The sequence below is a fragment of the Actinocrinis sp. genome (assembly GCF_035650855.1).
Classification (GTDB): Bacteria; Actinomycetota; Actinomycetes; order Streptomycetales; family Catenulisporaceae; genus Actinocrinis.
The window spans coordinates 12,330-29,242 of the sequence record NZ_DASRGV010000082.1; the positions used below are offsets into that span (position 1 = coordinate 12,330).

Here is a 16,913-nt window from a genome sequence, read left to right on the forward strand (position 1 = left end):
CCGTTCACGCCCTGCGGCTGCAAGCACGCTCGTCCGCGAGCAGTCGCGCCCTCGCGCACCGCCGCCGCAGCGGCCGTCCGCGGCCGCTGTCCGATCCGGTCACCTCTCGCAGCCCAGTCAATCCCCCGCTGACCTCGGCATCCATGGGCCGATGGCACGAAGCGGCGAACCGCGGCGGCACGCTGGCGTTGGAGGTTCCTACGAGAAGCCCAGGCGGCTAGGGTGACTGGTAAGGCCGCGACATCCAGCCGTGAGAGGCGGTCTGCCCGCGGACGAGGGGAACTGCTCGGATGCGCTTACGGGACCTGGTCGAGGCGTCGCCGCCGGGGCTGACGCCGGTCACCGGCGCGCCCGGGCTCGACCGCGAGCTCGGCTCGGTGATGGTGACCGACCTGCCGGACCCGAGCCGCTACCTGCGCGGCGGCGAGCTGGTGGTCTCCGGACTGGTGTGGCTCGCCGACCAGCGCAAGTCCGCGACCGAGCACTGCGAGCTGTTCGTCGGCGCGATCGCGAAGGCGGGCTGCGCGGGCCTGGCGGCCGGGGACACGACGGACGCGCCGCTGCCGCGCGAGCTGCTGGCCTCCTGCACCCGCTACGGGGTGCCGCTGCTGCACGTGCCCGCGAAGCTGGCGTTCGCGGACCTGACCGAGTGGATCTCCCGGCGGATCTCGGCCGAGCGGGCGGGGGACGCGGGCGAGCTGCTGGCCAGGCACCGCCGGCTGGTGGCCGCCGAGGCGCAGCAGGGCATGTCCGGGATCGTGCGGCTGATCGCGCAGGAGACCGGGATGGCCTGCGGCGTGATCACCGCGGCCGGCGAGCTGGTCGCGGCGCACGACGGGCAGCAGCCGAGCGCGGCGGCGCGGGCGGCGATCGCGCGCGAGGCGCTGCGGACGGCAGCCCAGCCGGAGCGGCTGGTCGAGTATCGCGGCCGGGCGTACTCGGTGTACACGGTGCCCGGGCGGCCGGGCACGCCGGTCACCGACTGGTACGCGTTGTTCGAGGGCGATTGGCGGGCGTGGCCGCGGCAGCGCCGGGACGCGGCCCGGAGCGCCGCGCGGTTGATCGGCGCGGAGCGGGCCCGGCTGGCGGAAGGGCAGCGGGCGCTGCGCCGGGTCGGCCGGGAGCTGGTCACCCTGGCGGCCGCGGCCGGGCCGACCGCGGAGATAGGGGCGCGGCTGACGGTCGCCGGTCTCGATCCGGCCGCGGGACTGCGGGCGATCGCGGTAGCGGTCACGGTCGCGAACGGCGCGCCGGGCTCGAACGGCGGGAACGGCGGGGCGGGCGCGGTATCCGGAGGGACGGTGTCCGGAGGGGTCGGCGGGCCGCAGGTCGGCAGGCTCGCGCGGGTGCTGGTCGAGGCGGCGGAGGCGCAGACTCCGGTGCCGATCGCGGTCTTCGGCCCGAGCGCCGGATCGCCGCCGAACGAGCCGGACGAGGAGGCCAGGCGCGACGCGCGCTCGGCGCGGGACGACGGCGCGAGCGGCGATCCGTGGCTCGGCGCGGCATACGCGGTGGCGCTCAGCGCGGATCCTCTTCTGCTGACGCCGACGGCTTCCGAGGGCGAGGCGGGCACGCGCGGCGACGCTCCCTCCGGTCCGACCGGCTCCGGCGCGCCGACAGCGGCCGCAACGGCGACGACCACGGCCTCCGCCCGGGCTCCGTCCGCGACGGCGGCGACCCTGCGCGCCCGGCTCACCGCCCTCTCCCCCGGTCTCGGCCGCAGCCGCGTCGCGGTCGGGCTCAGCGACCGGTTCACCCAGGCCGCGGACCTGGCCGGGGCGATCGAGGAAGCCCGGCTCGCGCTGCGGCTGGCCATGCGCCGCCCCGGCCGGCTGGAGCTGACCGAGCACGACGAGCTGGCCTCGCACCTGGTGCTGCTCGCGCATGTGCCGGACGAGCTGCGGCGCGGGTACCGCGACCGGCTGCTCGGTCCGCTGCGCGCGTACGACACCAGGCACCATTCGCAGCTGGAGGAGACGCTGGACCGGTTCCTCGGCTGTTCGGCCTCATGGAGCAGGTGCGCGCACGAGATGCACATCCACGTCAACACGCTGCGGTACCGGATCGAGAAGATCAACCAGCTGACCGGCCGGGATCTGGCCAGGCTCGACCACCAGGTGGACTTCTATCTCGCGCTGCGGGCGCGATGACGGCCGCGGGCGAAGGCCCCGGCGACGGCGCCGCCGCGCTGATCCTGGCCGCCGGGGCCGGAACGCGGATGGGCGGGCCGAAGGCGCTGCTGGAGTTCCGGGGCCGGCTGCTGATCGAGCGCGCGATCGACACGGCGCGCGCGGGCGGTTGCGGGCAGGTCGTCGCGGTGCTGGGCGCGGCGGCCGAGCAGGTGCGGCAGCGCGCCGACCTTCGCGGGGCCCGGGTCGTGGTCAATCAGGGCTGGAATGAAGGCGTCGGCTCGTCGCTGCGGGCCGGGCTGGCCGCGCTCGGCTCAGAGTTCGATGATGCGCAGGCCGTACCGATCGACGCGGCGCTCGTCCTCCTCGTCGACCAGCCGATGGTCGGCGCGGATGCGGTACACGCGGTGCTCGCCGCATGGCGCGGTGGCGCGCGACTGGCCGCCGCGTCGTATGCGGGTCAGCGAGGCCATCCCGTCCTGCTTGGCCGCGAGCACTGGGCCGCGGCGGAGCGGGGCGCGGTCGGCGACGTGGGCGCGCGAGCCTTCCTCGCCGCGAACGCCGCGCAGCTCGTCCTCGTCCCCTGCGACGCTCTCGCCGATCCGCGCGACCTCGACGCGCCAGCGGACCTCAACGCGTGACGCCGCGGCTTCGCGCAACGGTCCCCCCGCGTGCCGCTGCGTCATTCATCCGGCACACGCCGTCGCCGCTGTCCAACCGGTGACGCCTGATACCGATACTGTCTTCCTCCAATGAGCCTGATTCCTCTGCTGCTGCTGGCCGACAGCCGCCTGCCCGGCGGGATGCACGCGCATTCCGGCGGGCTGGAGGCGGCCGTCGCGGCGGGCCGCGTGTACGACGCCGAGTCCCTGCGCGCCTTCCTGCTCGGCCGCCTCACCAGCGTCGGCCTCACCTGTGCCGCCTTCGCCGCGGCGGCGGCGCTGGAGCTGAGCGGCGGGGTCGTGGTCGGCGAGGACGGATTCCAGTCCCGCGAGGCCGCGGCGCTGGACGAGGAGTACGACGCGCGCACGCCCTCGGCGCGGCAGCGCGAAACCTCACGCGCCCTCGGGCGGCACCTGCTGCGCGCGGTGCGGGCCGGATGGCCGAGCGTGCTGCTCGACGCGGTCGCCGCGCTGCACCCGGACGGCCCGCACCAGCCGATCGCGTTCGGCGCGGCCGCGGCGGTAGCAGGGCTCGACCCCGGCGGCACGTCCTCGGCTGCGGCGCTCGGGTCGATCACCGGTCCGGCGCACGCGGCGACGCGGCTGCTCGGGCTCGACCCGGACTCCGTCACCGCCGTGCTGGCCTCCCTGGCCGGGCAGGTGGAGCAGGTGGCGGCCGCCGCGGCCAAGGCGGCGCGCGGCCCGGTCGAGGAGCTGCCCGCGGTCTGCGCGCCGCTGCTGAGCATCTCCGCGGAGCACCGCCGGACCTGGGAGGTGCGTCTCTTTGCCTCGTGAGGTTCCGCAGGGCGAGCACCAGAACCGCGGCACGCTGCGCGTCGGCGTCGGCGGACCGGTCGGCTCCGGAAAGACGACCCTCATCGCAGGACTCTGCTCCGCGTTGCGCGCCGAGCTTTCCCTGGCCGTGGTTCTCAACGACCCCGACATGCAGACGGACACCGACTTGCTGCTGAGACACGGCGCGCTGGAACCGGACCGGATCGCCGCGGTGCGGTCCGGCTGCGCCCCGCAGGCCGCCATCCGCGACGACATCCGGGCCAACGCCGACGCCGCCGCGGCGCTGGAGGCGCGCTTCGCTCCGGACCTGCTGCTGATCGAGAGCGGCGGCACCGATCTCGGCGCGACGTTCAGCAGGGGCCTGACCGACCGGGCGGTGTTCGTGCTCGACGTCGCGGCCGGGGACCGTACCGCGCACAAGGCGGGCCCGGGCGTCACCAACGCGGACCTGCTGGTGGTCAACAAGACGGATCTCGCCGGGCCGGTGCACGCTGACCTCGACGTGCTGCGCCGGGATGCCGCGGCGAGGAGGGGCGAGGCCCCGACGGTGTTCGTTTCGCTCGCCGAGCACCCGGGCGCTCCGGCGATCGCCGACTGGATCAGGAAGCTGCTGGCCGAGCGCAGGCTCACGGCCGCGGCTGCTGCCGGTGCGACTGCTGGCGCGGCCGCCGGCTCGACGACCGGTCCCGGCGGTGAGGCGGCCGGCTCGTGAGGGCATCTGCACGCATCGTCGCGCGTCGCCAGCCCGACGGCACGACCAGGCTGACCACGCTCGCCGGGGAGGCGCCGCTGCTGGTGCGGCGCGTGACCGGACGCGGCTCCGGCTTCGGTCCCGGCTTCGCCGGCCTTTCCGGCCCGGACCTGCTCAGCGGGCACGGCGGCGGCGACGGCGCGCCCGCCCCGGCCCAGGTGTGCCTGGTCGGCGGCTCGGCCGGCCCGCTGGGCGGGGACGCGCTGCGCTGCTCGGTCGACCTCGGTCCCGGGGCGCGGCTGGAGGTGCACGGCGTCTCCGCGTCGATCGCGCTGCCCGGCCCGAACGGGCGCGAGTCGAGCCTGGAGATCCAGGCGCGGGTCGGTGAGGGCGGCGCGCTGTACTGGTCGCCGCAGGCGCTGGTCGCCGCGCGCGGCGCGCGGCACCGCACCTTCGCCAGGGTCGAGCTGGCCGCCGACGCCCGGCTCGTGTGGCGCGACGAGCTGGTCCTCGGCCGCGACGGCGAGGAACCCGGCTCGGTCTCGACGCGGCTGCGGGTGGTGCGGGCCGGGAGGGTCCTGCTCGACCGCGAGGTCGCGATGGGTCCGCGCCACCCCGGCTCGCTCGGGCCGGCCGGCAGCGGCGGGCATCGCGCGGTGGGTGTGATGCTGATCGTCGATCCCGCCTGGGCCGGCGAGCCGTCGCCGCACGCTGACTACCCGGGCGTCACGGCGCAGGACGACCCGGGCGTCGCCGTCGCGGCCATGCGCCTGTCCGGTCCCGGGGTGCTGATCAGCGCCGCGGCCGCGGACGGTGCGGCGCTCTCCCGCGTCCTCGACGCGGCGCGGTAGCGATGGCGCGGCAGCTGCCTGCTCCGGGTTCTTTCGAGCCAGTCGGCGCGGTATGCGCGGGGAATGCGACGGGCCGCGGGTATGTTGATGAGGGCAAACGCCGGACAGGGAGAGTGCGATGGCGACGGTCGAATTGACCACGGAGAACTTCGAGCAGACCGTGTCGGGCGACGGCATCACCTTGGTCGACTTCTGGGCGTCCTGGTGCGGTCCGTGCCGGATGTTCGCGCCCATCTACGACCGCGCGTCGGAGCGGCACGCGGACATCACCTTCGGCAAGGTCGACACCGAGGCGCAGCCCGAGCTGGCCGGGGCGTTCAACATCTCCGCGATCCCGACGCTGATGATCGCGCGGGACGGGATCGTGGTGTACTCGCAGGCCGGGGCGCTGCCCGAGCCGGCTCTCGAGGAGCTGATCGGCAAGGCGCGCGAGCTGGACATGGACGACGTGCGCCGGCAGATCGAGGCCCAGGCCGCCGAGAACGCCCAGAAATAGGGCGCCTAAGTCGACCCGGCGCCTACGTCAGCTCCGCTCCTAAGTCAGCACCGGGCGATAGGAGCGGCACGTTCGCGGGCCGGGCGGCGCGGTGCGGAAACGCTTGAAGAGCGTTTTCCGCGCCGCGCCGCCTTTCGCGTCCGGCTTTCGGGTTGGGCCATCCGCAGGAAGTCCGCTCCGGGGTCTGTGGCCGGCCGCCCATCGTCGGTACGGTGGGTGCGTCAAGCCCTGAGCAGGGCTTCGTTTCGCGTTGGGTGGGGCCGGGAGGGGCGTGGAGGTGACGCCCGTGCAGCGGTTACGGATCGCCGTGTCCTCGCAAGGCGGCTGCCAGGTCGTGGACGTCGGCGGCGAGGTGGACATGTCGACCTGCGCGCAGCTGTCCGCGGCCCTCGAGCGAGGCAGGGAACCGGGTGTGCCGCTGGTCGCGGACCTGGCGGACGTGGAGTTCTTCGACGCGAGCGGGCTGCGGGTGCTGCTCGCGGCGAACGACGGCGGCCCGCGATGGGGCTCACCGCTGCGGGTGGTGCCCTCCCGCGCCGTGTATCGGGTCATCGAGGTCGCCGGTGCGCGGCACCTGCTGGCGGTTTTCCCGAACCGTCTGCGGGCTCTGGAGGGTGGACCTGACCGGAGTGAGCCATCTGGCGAGCGCGGGAGTGGCCGTCTTGCACCGGCAGAGCGCCGCGCACGAGGCCAACGGCACGGCGTTGCGCCTGTACGCCCCGGCGGCGAGTCCGGCGGAGCGTGATCCTCACCCTGGTCGAGCTTGAGCACATGACTCAGGACCCGCACTTCCCGGACCCGGGCGGGAACGGCGCGGACCCGGGAAGTGCCGACCAGCCCGGCGACTAGCGCATGTGCGGGTAGGTGTAGTCGGTCGGCGGGACGAAGGTCTCCTTGATCGAGCGGGTGCTGGTCCAGCGCAGCAGGTTCTGCGCCGACCCGGCCTTGTCGTTGGTGCCCGAGGCGCGGCCGCCGCCGAACGGCTGCTGGCCCACGACGGCGCCGGTCGGCTTGTCGTTGACGTAGAAGTTGCCCGCGGCGAAGCGCAGCCGCTCGGCCGCCTCGGCGATCACCGCGCGGTCCGTGGCCATGATCGAGCCGGTCAGCGCGTACGCCGAGGAGCCGTCGATCTGCTCCATGACCTTGCCGAAGTCGGGCTCGTCGTAGACGAAGACGGACAGGATCGGGCCGAAGTACTCGGTGGTGAAGATCTCGTCCGCGGGGTCGGCGCCGGTCAGCACGGTCGGGCGGACGAAGTAGCCGGTCGCGTCGCTGTACGTGCCGCCGGCCTCGATCGTGATGCCCTCGGTGGCGCGCGCCCGGTCGAGCGCGGCCTTGTGCTTGTCGAAGGCGCGCCGGTCGATGACCGCGCCCATGAAGTTGGACAGGTCGGTCACCGGGCCCATGGTCAGCGCCTCGACCTCGGCGACCAGGTCGTCACGCAGCCGGTTCCACATCGCGCGCGGCAGGTAGGCGCGCGAGGCGGCCGAGCACTTCTGGCCCTGATATTCGAAGGCGCCGCGGGTGAGCGCGGTCTTGACGGTCGCGGGGTCGGCGGAGGGGTGTACCAGCACGAAGTCCTTGCCGCCGGTCTCGCCGACCAGGCGCGGGTAGGTGCGGTACGAGGCGATGTTCTCCCCGACGGTGCGCCACAGGTGCTGGAAGGTCTTGGTGGAGCCGGTGAAGTGGATCGCGGCCAGGTCGGGGTGGCGCAGCGCGACCTCGGAGACCGGGATTCCGCTGCCGGTCACCAGGTTGATCACGCCGGGGGGCAGGCCGGCGGCCTCGAGCAGCCGCATCAGGAAGTGCGCGGAGAACTGCTGGGTGACCGAGGGCTTCCAGAGCACCGTGTTGCCCATGAGCGCGGGGGCGGTGGGCAGGTTGGCGGCGATCGCGGTGAAGTTGAACGGGGTGATCGCGTAGACGAAGCCCTCCAGCGGCCGGTGGTCGGTACGGTTCCACACCCCGGGGCCGGAGATCGGCTGCTCGGCCAGGATCTGCCGGGCGAAGTGCACGTTGAAGCGCCAGAAGTCGGCCAGTTCGCAGGCGGCGTCGATCTCGGCCTGCTGTGCGGTCTTGGACTGTCCGAGCATCGTCGCGGCGTTGAGGGTGGCCCGCCAGGGGCCGCAGAGCAGGTCGGCGGCCTTGAGGAAGATCGCGGCGCGGTCGTCGAAGGACAGGGCGCGCCAGTCGCGGGCGGCCGCTGCGGCGGCGTCGATCGCGGCGCGCGCGTCGTCCTCGGTGGCCTCGGCGAGGGTGCCGAGCACGGAGCGGTGCTCGTGCGGCTGGACCACGTCGAGCTTGCCGCCGCCGCCCATCCGCTGCACGCCGCCGATGGTCATGGTCAGGTCGACCGGGTGGCCCGCGAGGTCGCCCAGGGCGCGCACCAGCTTCTCGCGCTCCGGGCTGCCCGGGGCGTAGCCGAGCACCGGCTCGTTCACGGGGGCGGGGACCTGGGTGACGGCGTCCATGGGGCTCCTCGGGTGAATCGCTCTTGGGGTAAGTGGTCTGCCCGGGCTGCGGCTCAGCGGCCGAGCAGGGCGCGCAGGAAGAAGGCGACGTTCGCGGGGCGCTCGGCGAGCCGGCGCATGAAGTACCCGTACCAATCCGTACCAAAAGGCACGTACACGCGCACCCGCTCGCCCTGGCGCGCGAGTTCGCGCTGCAGGTCGGCGCGGATGCCGTAGAGCATCTGGAACTCGTATTCGCCGGGCTCGCGGCGCGCGTCGCGCGAGGCCCACTTGGCCCCCGCGATCATGCGCGAGTCATGACTGGCGATCATCGGATAACCGCCGCCGGCCATGAGAATCTCGGCGCACTTGAGGTAAGCGGCGTCGACCTCTGCCTTGCGCGCGTGCGCGACCTCCGGGGGTTCCGCGTATGCGCCCTTGACCAGCCGGACCCGTGAGCCGGGATAGGCCAGGTCGCGGGCGTCCTGCGGGGTGCGCAGCAGCATCGACTGGAGCACGGCGCCGACCCACGGGAAGTCCTGGCGCAGCTCGCGCAGGATGTGCAGCGTCGAGTCGATGGTGGTGTGGTCCTCCATGTCGAGGGTCACCGTCGTGGCGGCCGCGGCGGCCGCCTCGCAGATCGCCCGCGCGTTCTCCAGGGCCAGTTTCTCGCCGACGTCGGGCAGCGCCTGGCCGAGCGCGGAGAGCTTGACCGAGACCTCGGCGCAGTCGGCCAGGCCGTTGCGGTGCAGGACGGTCAGCAGCTCGATGTAGGCGTCCCGGATCGCGGTGGCCTGGGCGGCGTCGCGGGTGTCCTCGCCGAGGTGGTCGAGCGTCACGGTCAGGCCGTCGGCCCGCAGGGCGCGCACGGCGCGGATCGCCGACTCGATGCTCTCCCCCGCCACGAAGCGGTCCACGACGCGCCGGGTCACTGGGATGCCGACGATCGCGCTGCGCACCCGGGGGCTGCGCGAGGCCTTGAGCAAGAAGGACGAGAGCACGGGCACTGCTTGCCTCCTGCGGATGGGGATCAGGACGGGTCGGCTGCGGACTACAGGCCCACGGTACGAAAGCCGGGTCGGCCCGACGAGATACCCATGTCGAGGCGAAGGCATGAATTTCTCATACACTTGTATGAGGCAATACCGAGCACATCGGACAACCGCTCAGCACTGACGAGATGGAGGTGACCCGTGATCGGGCCGGACCTGCAGGACCTCGTCGACGGCGCGGCACTGATCTCGGGCGCCCCGGTGACGCTGGAGGACCGCGAGTTCAACCTGGTCGCGGTGAGCGCGCATCAGCGGCCGGGCGACACGGTACGCCAGGACTCGATCATGCACCGGCGCGCGACGGCGGAGGTGCGCAGGTACTTCGAGTCGTTCGGCATCGCACACGCGCCGGGTCCGGTCAGCATCCCGCCCGATCCGGCGCGCGGGCTGCTCGGCCGGCTGTGCATCCCGGTGCGCTGGCAGTCCGTCACCTACGGATATCTGTGGCTGCTGGAGGACCCGGAGGCCGGGGCGGGCAACGGTCACCCGATGCCGCTGCCGGAGCTCGTCGCGGCGGCCGCGCGGGCCGGGGGCGAGATGGCGCGGCGCTCGCGGCTGCGCGAGGACCTGGGCTGGAAGGTCGGCGACCTGCTGTCGACGTACCCTGAGACGCGGGCGCGGGCGGCCGAGGAGATCGCCGAATCCTGGTCGATGCCGCCGGGTACGCCGGTGGCCGCGGTCGCGGTGCGCTCGGCGGGCAAGGGCGACCCGGTGTTCGTGAACGCCTGGCGGCTGCCGCGCACGATCCTGGTCGGCTCCGGCGAGCACGCGTCGACGTTCATCGTTCCGCTCTCCGCGCCCGGCGACCTGGCCGCCGCGCGCGGCATCACCCGCTCGGCCTTCGCCGCGCTCACCGCGTCGATTGCCGGAGCATCGGTCCCGACGCCGGCGGCAGGCATCGGCGGCGCGGTCGCAGGCCTCGTACAGGCGCGCGAGAGCTGGCTGCAGGCCCGGATCGCGGCGCGCGTCGCGGCGAGCCGGAACGCGGCGGCGCCGCTGGTGCTGGAGTGGCCGGAACTGGGTGTGCACCGGCTGCTCGGCGCGGGCACGGACGCGGCGTTGCGGGAGGCGGTGCTCACCTCCGGGGTGGCGGCGCTCCTGGCGGAAGGCGGCCCCGAGCTCGTGCGTACGGCCAAGTCCTACCTGGACTCGGCGGGCAGCGCGCAACGCACCGCGCAGGCGCTCGGCATCCACCGGCAGACCCTCTACCACCGGCTGGAGCGGATCGAGCGGATCAGCGGCCTGAGCCTCGACTCGGGCCAGGACCGGCTGCAACTGCACCTGGCGCTGACCCTGCTGCCCGGTCTGGATCACTGAGCCACGCGCCGCGATCCGCCCTGTCGTAAATGCGCCTCTTGACAGAAGCCTCACCCGGGTGTCCGTTATCGGAGCAGAATGTTGAGTTAATGTGACATTTTGTGTTCGTTTCGCAGCCCTAGATGAGGACATTACCCATGCGAATCCGGACAACGAGGTCACGGACGGCGCGACCTCGCACCTGGCGCGCGGCGCTGGCCGCGATCAGCTCCCTGAGCATCGCCGGCGCGGCGCTCGTCGCCGCCCCGGCCCCCGCGCACGCGGCCGCCACCACGGTCTCCGTCAACGGCGGGTCCGGCGGGCGCACCTTCGACGGCATCGGCGCGATCAGCGGCGGCGGCGGCAACTCCCGGCTGCTGGTCGACTACCCCGAGCCCGAGCGCAGCCAGATCCTGGACTACCTCTTCAAGCCCGGCTACGGCGCCGACCTGCAGATCCTCAAGGTGGAGATCGGCGGCGACACCAACTCGACGGACGGCTCCGAGTCGAGCATCGAGCACACCGCCGGCTCGGTCGACTGCACCACCGGCTACGAGTGGTGGCTGATGCGGCAGGCCAAGGCGCGCAACCCGAACATCAAGCTCTACGGCCTGGCCTGGGGCGCGCCCGGCTGGGTCGGCAGCACCTTCTGGACCACGAACACGGTCGACTACCTGGTCTCCTGGCTCGGCTGCGCCAAGCAGAACGGTTTGAGCGTCGACTACCTCGGCGGCTGGAACGAGCGCGGCTACAACATCTCCTGGTACGAGCAGCTTCGCAGCACCCTCAACTCCAGCGGCTACTCGGCCGTGCGGATCGTCGGCGCGGACTCGGACTGGTCGATCGCCACGGACGTCGACTCGAACTCGACCTTCGCGGCCGCGGTGAACATCCTCGGCGCGCACTATCCCTGCGGCGGCGACGGCGGTTCAGCCGATACGTGCTCGACGACGAGCGCCGCGCTCTCCAGCGGCAAGCAGCTGTGGGCCAGCGAGAACGGCTCGCAGGACGAGGACTCCGGCGCGCCGGCGCTGATCCGCTCGATCGTGCGCGGCTACACCGACGCGAAGATGACCGCGTACATCAACTGGCCGCTGGCCGCCGGGATCTACCCGAACCTCGGCTACGACACCACCGGCCTGATGGTGGCCAACTCGCCGTGGTCCGGCTGGTACGACGTCGGCACCGAGACCTGGGCTACCGCGCAGGTGACCCAGTTCACCGCGCCCGGCTGGCAGTTCCTCGACTCGGGCAGCGGCTACCTCGGCGGCAGCGAGGCGAACGGCGCCTACGTGACGCTCAAGTCGACCAACGGCAGCGACTACTCGACGATCCTGGAGACCACGACGGCCGGCGCCGCGCAGACCGTCACGTTCAACGTCTCCGGCGGGCTCTCGACCGGGACCGTGCACGTGTGGACGACCAACCTCGCCTCGCACGATCCCTCGACGTACCTCGTGCACGCCGGCGACGTGACGCCGTCTTCGGGCTCGTACACGCTCACCCTGCAGCCCGGCTACATCTACACGGTCACGACCACCAGCGGTCAGGGCAAGGGCGCCGCCCAGCCGCCGGCCAAGGCGTCGCTGGCCCTCCCCTACTCCGACTCCTTCGACTCGACCGCGGCCGGCCAGTCTCCGGCGTACCTCTCCGACCAGGACGGCTCGTTCCAGGCCGAGCCGTGCACCGGCCGCTCCGGGCTGTGCGTGCGGCAGATGGCCGCGCAGGCCCCGGTCAACTGGGACGATCCCGCCACCCCGTACACCACGCTCGGCGACCTGAGCTGGACCAACTACACCGTGAGCGCCGACGCCCTGATGGAGCAGGCCGGCTCGGTGCAGCTGATGGCCCGGGTCAACACCCAGCACCCCTTCTCCGTGGCCGGGATCACGGCGTACTACCTGCAGCTCTCGTCCACCGGCGGGTGGTCGATCGTGAAGAACTCGTACAACGCGACCCTGACGACCCTCGCCAGCGGATCCGTGGCGGCCCCCGGCACCGGAACCTGGCAGCACCTCGCGCTCACGGTCAACGGCTCGACGCTCACCGCGGCGATCAACGGCACGACGGTGGGCTCGGCGTCCGACTCGTCGTATCCGACCGGCCAGGTCGGGCTCGGCATCGCCGGATGGCAGACCGACCAGTTCGACAACCTCTCCATCGCTCCCGTCGGCAGCGCGGCGCCGGTCGCGGCGACGTATCAGATCCTGAATCGCAACAGCGGGCTGGCGCTGGCGGTCAGCGGCGGCTCGACTTCGCAGGGCGCGTTGATCGTGCAGTCCGCGCAGGCGGCGGCCGGGGCGCAGCAGTGGCAGCTGCTCGGCGAGCACAACGGCTACGACAAGCTGGTGAACGTCGCCAGCGGCCAGGTGCTCGACGTGCCGGGCAGCTCCACGTCCCAGGGCGCGCAGTTGGATCAGTGGTCTGATAACGGCGGGGCCAACCAGGCCTGGGCCGTGGTGGGCGCCGCAAACGGCTACTACACGCTGACGAACCGCAACAGCGGCCTGGTCGCCGACGTGAGCGGCGGTTCGACCGCGGCGGGCGCGGCGGTGGATCAGTGGCCTGCGACCGGCGGGGCGAACCAGCAGTGGCAGCTGGTCCCGGTCCCGGAGCCGAACGCGACGTACACGCTGGTCAACCGCAACAGCGGCCTGCTCGCCGACGTCTCCGGCGCGTCGATGTCGAACGGCGGCCAGGTGATCCAGTGGGTGCCGAACGGCGGGCTGAACCAGCAGTGGCGGCCGGGAGCCTCCGGTAGCTACTGGACGCTGTTGAACGTCAACAGCGGCCTGGTGCTGGACGTGCCGAACGGCTCGACTTCGCAGGGCACGCAGCTGGATCAGTGGGCGGCGAACGGCGGCGCGAACCAGCAGTGGTCGATCACACCAGTCGGCAACGGCGCGTACACGCTGGTCAACCACAACAGCGGCATGCTGGCCGATGTGAACGGCGCCTCCACGGCGCAGAACGCCTCGGTGATCCAATGGCCGTCGAACGGAGGCGCCAACCAGCAGTGGTACCTGACCCTGGACTACTGACGGTCGGCACGTAGAGGGTTAGCGCGCCTGCGGCGCGGTGCCCGGCTGGGATCTGTCCCGCCCGGCCGGGCACCGCGCCGCCGGTTCAGTCCTCCGCGGACGAACCAGAACCCTCGGCCGCCGGCGGGCCGGCCGGCGCGAGCGCCACGGTCCCGGCCGGCCGTGCCCCGCCGCTGCGCCGGCCCCTGCTCCAGCGCACCAGGCGGCGCACCGGCCACCACAGCACCACGACGACCACCGCGTACGGCACGAGCCACCCGAGCGTGACGAGCAGGCCGCGCACCACGGCGAGGAAGCCGTGCCAGCCGACCGTCAGGCCCCGCATGAAGCCGGTGCGGACCGGTGGCGGCGCGGCCGGCTTGCCCTGCGTGAAGTAGCCGACGGTGATCGTCGCGAACTGCACCTGGTCGGCGAGCGCCTTCTGCTGGGCCTCCAGGGATTCGAGGTCGGATTCGCGCTGCGCGAGCGCCTGCTCCAGGGAGATCAGGTCGTTCATCGAGGCGGCCTTGTCGATCAGGGCGCGCAACTCCGCGATGGCGGCCTGCGCGGAGGCCACCCGGCTGGCCACGTCGGCCACCTGGCCGGTCACGTCGGTCGCGGTCCGGCTCTGGTAGGTGACGGTGCCCTTGCCGCTGAGCGCGTTGAGGACCGAGTCCACGCTCTGTGGCGGAACGCGCAGGACCAGCACCGCCTGCGTCGAGTCGGACGCGTCGTTGATGTCCGGCAGCGTGGCCGGCGCCGGCGTCGTGCCGCCGTCAGCGGAGCCGGAGGACTGCGCGGGCTGCGGCGTCACCACCTGCTGCCCCGAGCCGACCGCCTCGTTGGCCACGTAGCCGCCGGCGGCCTGCACGATGCTTTGCGCCTTCGCCGCGGCCGCCGCCGCATCAGAGGTCTTGACCTGCAAGCCGACGGTGATGACCAGATCCCGGCTCGGCAACTTCACCGCCGTGCCCGTCCCCGTGGCAGTGCTTGCGCTCCCCGACGACGAGCCGGGCGACGTGCCGGCGGCCGAGTCCTGTTTCAGCGACTCAGGCGCCTGCGCCTGCCCCGCCGCCGCACCGCCCTGCTCGCGCGCCGACGAGGACACGCTCGACCCTCCGTTACCGCCGCTGCACGCCGTCAGCGCCAGCGGGCCGGCGACCACCAGCGCGAGCAGCGCCGCCGCCGAACCGGCCCGCCGCTTCCCACCTCGCATCAGTCCCACGATCCGTGCCCCGCCCTCTCCCGTCGTGACGCGGCCCGACGCCGCGTCAGCGCCTCTTGGACGGGGAGGCGGCCGAGGCTGTTCCGCCGCAGAATCACCGTTCGGTATCGGTTCGGCCGCGCCGGGATACGGTGGCGCCGAGAAAAAGTGGCGCCGAGAAAGGGTGGCGCCGAGAAAACCCGAACCTGTGGTCACATTTTTTGCCGCGCCTCTTTCCAAGGGCCGGGCGCGGCTCTTACGCTGCCCCTCCATGGAGGACGGCGAATCGTGAGCGGTGTGGGCGGTATGGACGTGACCCTGCGGCGGTCGCGCGGCGCGCTGTTCGTGGCGTTCGGCGCGCAGGGCTTCTCGCTGATCGCGCTCACCAGTGAGATCCCGACGCTGGAGAAGCAGCTGCACATCGGCGACTCGACGGTCGCCGCGGTCATGGCGGCGGTCCTGGTCGTCGCGGCGCTCGGCTCGCTGGTGGCCGGGGCGCTGGTGGGCCGGTTCGGCTCGCGGATCGTGCTGCGCGTCGCGCAGCTGCTGGTCCTGGCCGCGATCACCGGGGTCGGCTCGGCGCACACGCTCGGCGCGGCGATGCCGTTCCTGCTGCTGGTCGGCGCCGCGATCGGCGCGGTGGACGCGACGACGAACATGCAGGCGGTCGCGCTGCAGCGGCGCTACGGCCGCTCGATCATCCTCTCCTTCCACGGCGTGTGGGCCTTCGGCGCGGCGATCGGCTCGGTCTCGGCCACCCTGGCCACGAACACGCACACCTCGCTGCTGGTCTTCTACGCCGCGGCGAGCGTGCCGCTGGCCGTGCTGCTGCTGGCGGTCGGCAAGTTCCTGCTGGCCGGCGTGAAGGACGAGACGATCGCCGTGGACGCGCAGACCGGAAAGCCGCCCGCGATCGCGTGGCGGCCGATGCTGGCCGTGTGCGCGGTGATGGCCCTGGCCTACTTCGCGGACTCGACCGTCTCCAGCGCCGGCGGCCTCTACGTCCAGGACGGCCTGCACGGGCACGGCTGGCAGATCACCATCGTCTACTTCGCCTACGCGGTGCCGTTCATGGCCGGCCGGTTCGCGGGCGACCGGCTCACCGAGCGCTTCGGCGGGGTGCCGGTCGGGCGGGCCGGCGCGGCCATCGCGGCGGCCGGCTTCGTGATCGCGGTCGCGGCCCCGGGCCCGCTGGTGGCGCTGCTCGGCTTCGGCGTCGTCGGGCTCGGCATCTCGGTGATGGCCCCGCTGTGCTTCTCCGCGGCCGGCCGGCTCGACCCGGCCGAGACCGGGGTCGCGGTGGCCCGGCTCAACATCTTCAACTACGTCGGCTTCCTGTTCGGCTCGGCGCTGGTGACCGGGCTGTGGGGCGCGGGCGTGCCGCACCGGGCCGGGCTGGTGGTGCCGCTGGTCGCGGCGGGCGCGATCGCAGCGTTCGCGTTCGGCTTCGGGGAGCGGCGCACCGCGGAGCACTTCGCGGCGGTGCGCGCGCAGGCCCGCGGCGCGGCCGGGGAAGACGGCGGCGGCTTCACTCTGAGCGAACCCGCGTCCACGCCGAACGCAGGCTGAGCACCGGGTCCCAGGAGCCGGCCCGGCCGCGGGTCAGCGGGTAGCAGGCGAGGCCGAGCAGCAGCGCGGTGAAGTGCCCGAGGTCGGTGAAGTCCCGATCACCCAGCAGGGAAGCGCCGTAGTAGAGGAGCAGCGCCGCCGCGTAGAAGTAGCGCCACGGCGCGGTGATGAGATAGGTCAGCACACCTTCCACGCCGGCCAGTGCGTAGCTGACGCCGATGTCCGCGACGTAGGCGTCCGATGCCGGGGCGTTGCCGTGGCTGATGTTGTAGTAGACCACGCTCTGGCTCAGGTACGTGGCGCCGACGTGCGAGACGATCACGACCAGCAGCCAGCGCGAGGAGCCGAGCCAGCGTTCCACGGGGGCGTGGAAGAGGCTGTAGAGGATCAGGTAGGGCCACCAGTGCCCGCCGTCGAGCCACAGCGCGCTGCTGATCAGCACGCGCACCGGATCGTGCGAGAGCTCGCGCAGATTGGTGGAGTGGTGCAGCACGAAGTGGTAGCGGAACCGGGGGCTGAACTGGTCCATGATGATCGTGTTGATCAGCAGGATGACAAGCCAGGCGTAGGTCCCCGGGGCGCTGCGCACATAGGCAAGGACGTTCTCGGCCGCGGTTCGCATGTGCCGCGCCGCCGGATGGGACATGTATCCATCATGACGGGGGCCCGGTCCCGGCGCCCGACCTCCCGGCCGCGGA

At 72.9% G+C, this 16,913-nt stretch carries 14 protein-coding genes; 10 read left to right on the forward strand and 4 right to left on the reverse strand.

Features of this window, described 5'->3' with window-relative positions:
• The first annotated feature begins 290 nt into the window (after window positions 1–290).
• From VFB40_RS06565 to VFB40_RS06595, 7 genes are all read left to right on the forward strand, one after another.
• Entirely contained in the window at window positions 291–2,150 is a 1,860-nt protein-coding gene (locus tag VFB40_RS06565; protein ID WP_324848395.1) for a PucR family transcriptional regulator, read from the forward strand.
• Window positions 2,147–2,770: a nucleotidyltransferase family protein gene (locus VFB40_RS06570; protein WP_324848396.1), complete on the forward strand. Its 624-nt coding sequence runs from the start codon at window positions 2,147–2,149 to the stop codon at window positions 2,768–2,770. Before VFB40_RS06565 ends, VFB40_RS06570 begins: the two co-directional genes overlap by 4 nt.
• A gap of 111 nt (window positions 2,771–2,881) precedes the next feature.
• Window positions 2,882–3,586 carry an urease accessory protein UreF gene (locus VFB40_RS06575; protein ID WP_324848397.1) on the forward strand — a complete coding sequence of 235 codons (705 nt, stop codon included), beginning with the start codon at window positions 2,882–2,884 and terminating at the stop codon, window positions 3,584–3,586.
• Window positions 3,576–4,298 (forward strand): GTP-binding protein, encoded by a 723-nt coding sequence (locus VFB40_RS06580; protein WP_324848398.1) that lies wholly within the window; start codon window positions 3,576–3,578, stop codon window positions 4,296–4,298. Before VFB40_RS06575 ends, VFB40_RS06580 begins: the two co-directional genes overlap by 11 nt.
• Entirely contained in the window at window positions 4,295–5,128 is an 834-nt protein-coding gene (locus VFB40_RS06585) for an urease accessory protein UreD (protein WP_324848399.1), read from the forward strand. Before VFB40_RS06580 ends, VFB40_RS06585 begins: the two co-directional genes overlap by 4 nt.
• Window positions 5,129–5,246: 118 nt before the next feature.
• Window positions 5,247–5,624, forward strand: a complete 378-nt coding sequence (gene trxA / locus VFB40_RS06590) for a thioredoxin (RefSeq protein WP_324848400.1) — start codon at window positions 5,247–5,249, stop codon at window positions 5,622–5,624.
• A 271-nt stretch (window positions 5,625–5,895) separates the two neighbouring features.
• Window positions 5,896–6,369 carry an STAS domain-containing protein gene (locus VFB40_RS06595; RefSeq protein ID WP_324848401.1) on the forward strand — a complete coding sequence of 158 codons (474 nt, stop codon included), beginning with the start codon at window positions 5,896–5,898 and terminating at the stop codon, window positions 6,367–6,369.
• 100 nt (window positions 6,370–6,469) lie between these two features.
• On the opposite strand, the gene pruA is transcribed toward VFB40_RS06595, so the two are convergent.
• Together pruA and VFB40_RS06605 are read right to left on the reverse strand one after the other, a co-directional pair.
• Window positions 6,470–8,095: an L-glutamate gamma-semialdehyde dehydrogenase gene (pruA, locus tag VFB40_RS06600; protein ID WP_324848402.1), complete on the reverse strand. Its 1,626-nt coding sequence runs from the start codon at window positions 8,093–8,095 to the stop codon at window positions 6,470–6,472.
• Window positions 8,096–8,148: 53 nt separating this feature from the next.
• Window positions 8,149–9,075 (reverse strand): proline dehydrogenase family protein, encoded by a 927-nt coding sequence (locus VFB40_RS06605; RefSeq protein WP_349261367.1) that lies wholly within the window; start codon window positions 9,073–9,075, stop codon window positions 8,149–8,151.
• Between the two features lie 192 nt (window positions 9,076–9,267).
• Between VFB40_RS06605 and VFB40_RS06610 the strand changes: the two genes are divergently transcribed.
• Window positions 9,268–10,443: a PucR family transcriptional regulator gene (locus VFB40_RS06610; RefSeq protein ID WP_324848404.1), complete on the forward strand. Its 1,176-nt coding sequence runs from the start codon at window positions 9,268–9,270 to the stop codon at window positions 10,441–10,443.
• Window positions 10,444–10,580: 137 nt separating this feature from the next.
• A complete protein-coding gene (locus VFB40_RS06615) occupies window positions 10,581–13,463 on the forward strand; it encodes an RICIN domain-containing protein (protein WP_324848405.1) in 2,883 nt (960 codons plus the stop codon).
• Window positions 13,464–13,548: 85 nt separating this feature from the next.
• On the opposite strand, the gene VFB40_RS06620 is transcribed toward VFB40_RS06615, so the two are convergent.
• Window positions 13,549–14,658 (reverse strand): DUF4349 domain-containing protein, encoded by a 1,110-nt coding sequence (locus tag VFB40_RS06620; protein ID WP_324848406.1) that lies wholly within the window; start codon window positions 14,656–14,658, stop codon window positions 13,549–13,551.
• A gap of 276 nt (window positions 14,659–14,934) precedes the next feature.
• Here VFB40_RS06620 and VFB40_RS06625 point away from each other — a divergent pair, with 276 nt between their 5' ends.
• Window positions 14,935–16,215: an MFS transporter gene (locus VFB40_RS06625; RefSeq protein ID WP_324848407.1), complete on the forward strand. Its 1,281-nt coding sequence runs from the start codon at window positions 14,935–14,937 to the stop codon at window positions 16,213–16,215.
• Here VFB40_RS06625 and VFB40_RS06630 read toward each other — a convergent pair.
• Window positions 16,175–16,861, reverse strand: coding sequence for a rhomboid-like protein (locus VFB40_RS06630; protein ID WP_324848408.1), 687 nt, complete (start codon window positions 16,859–16,861; stop codon window positions 16,175–16,177). The genes VFB40_RS06625 and VFB40_RS06630 overlap by 41 nt on opposite strands.
• Window positions 16,862–16,913: the final 52 nt, after the last annotated feature.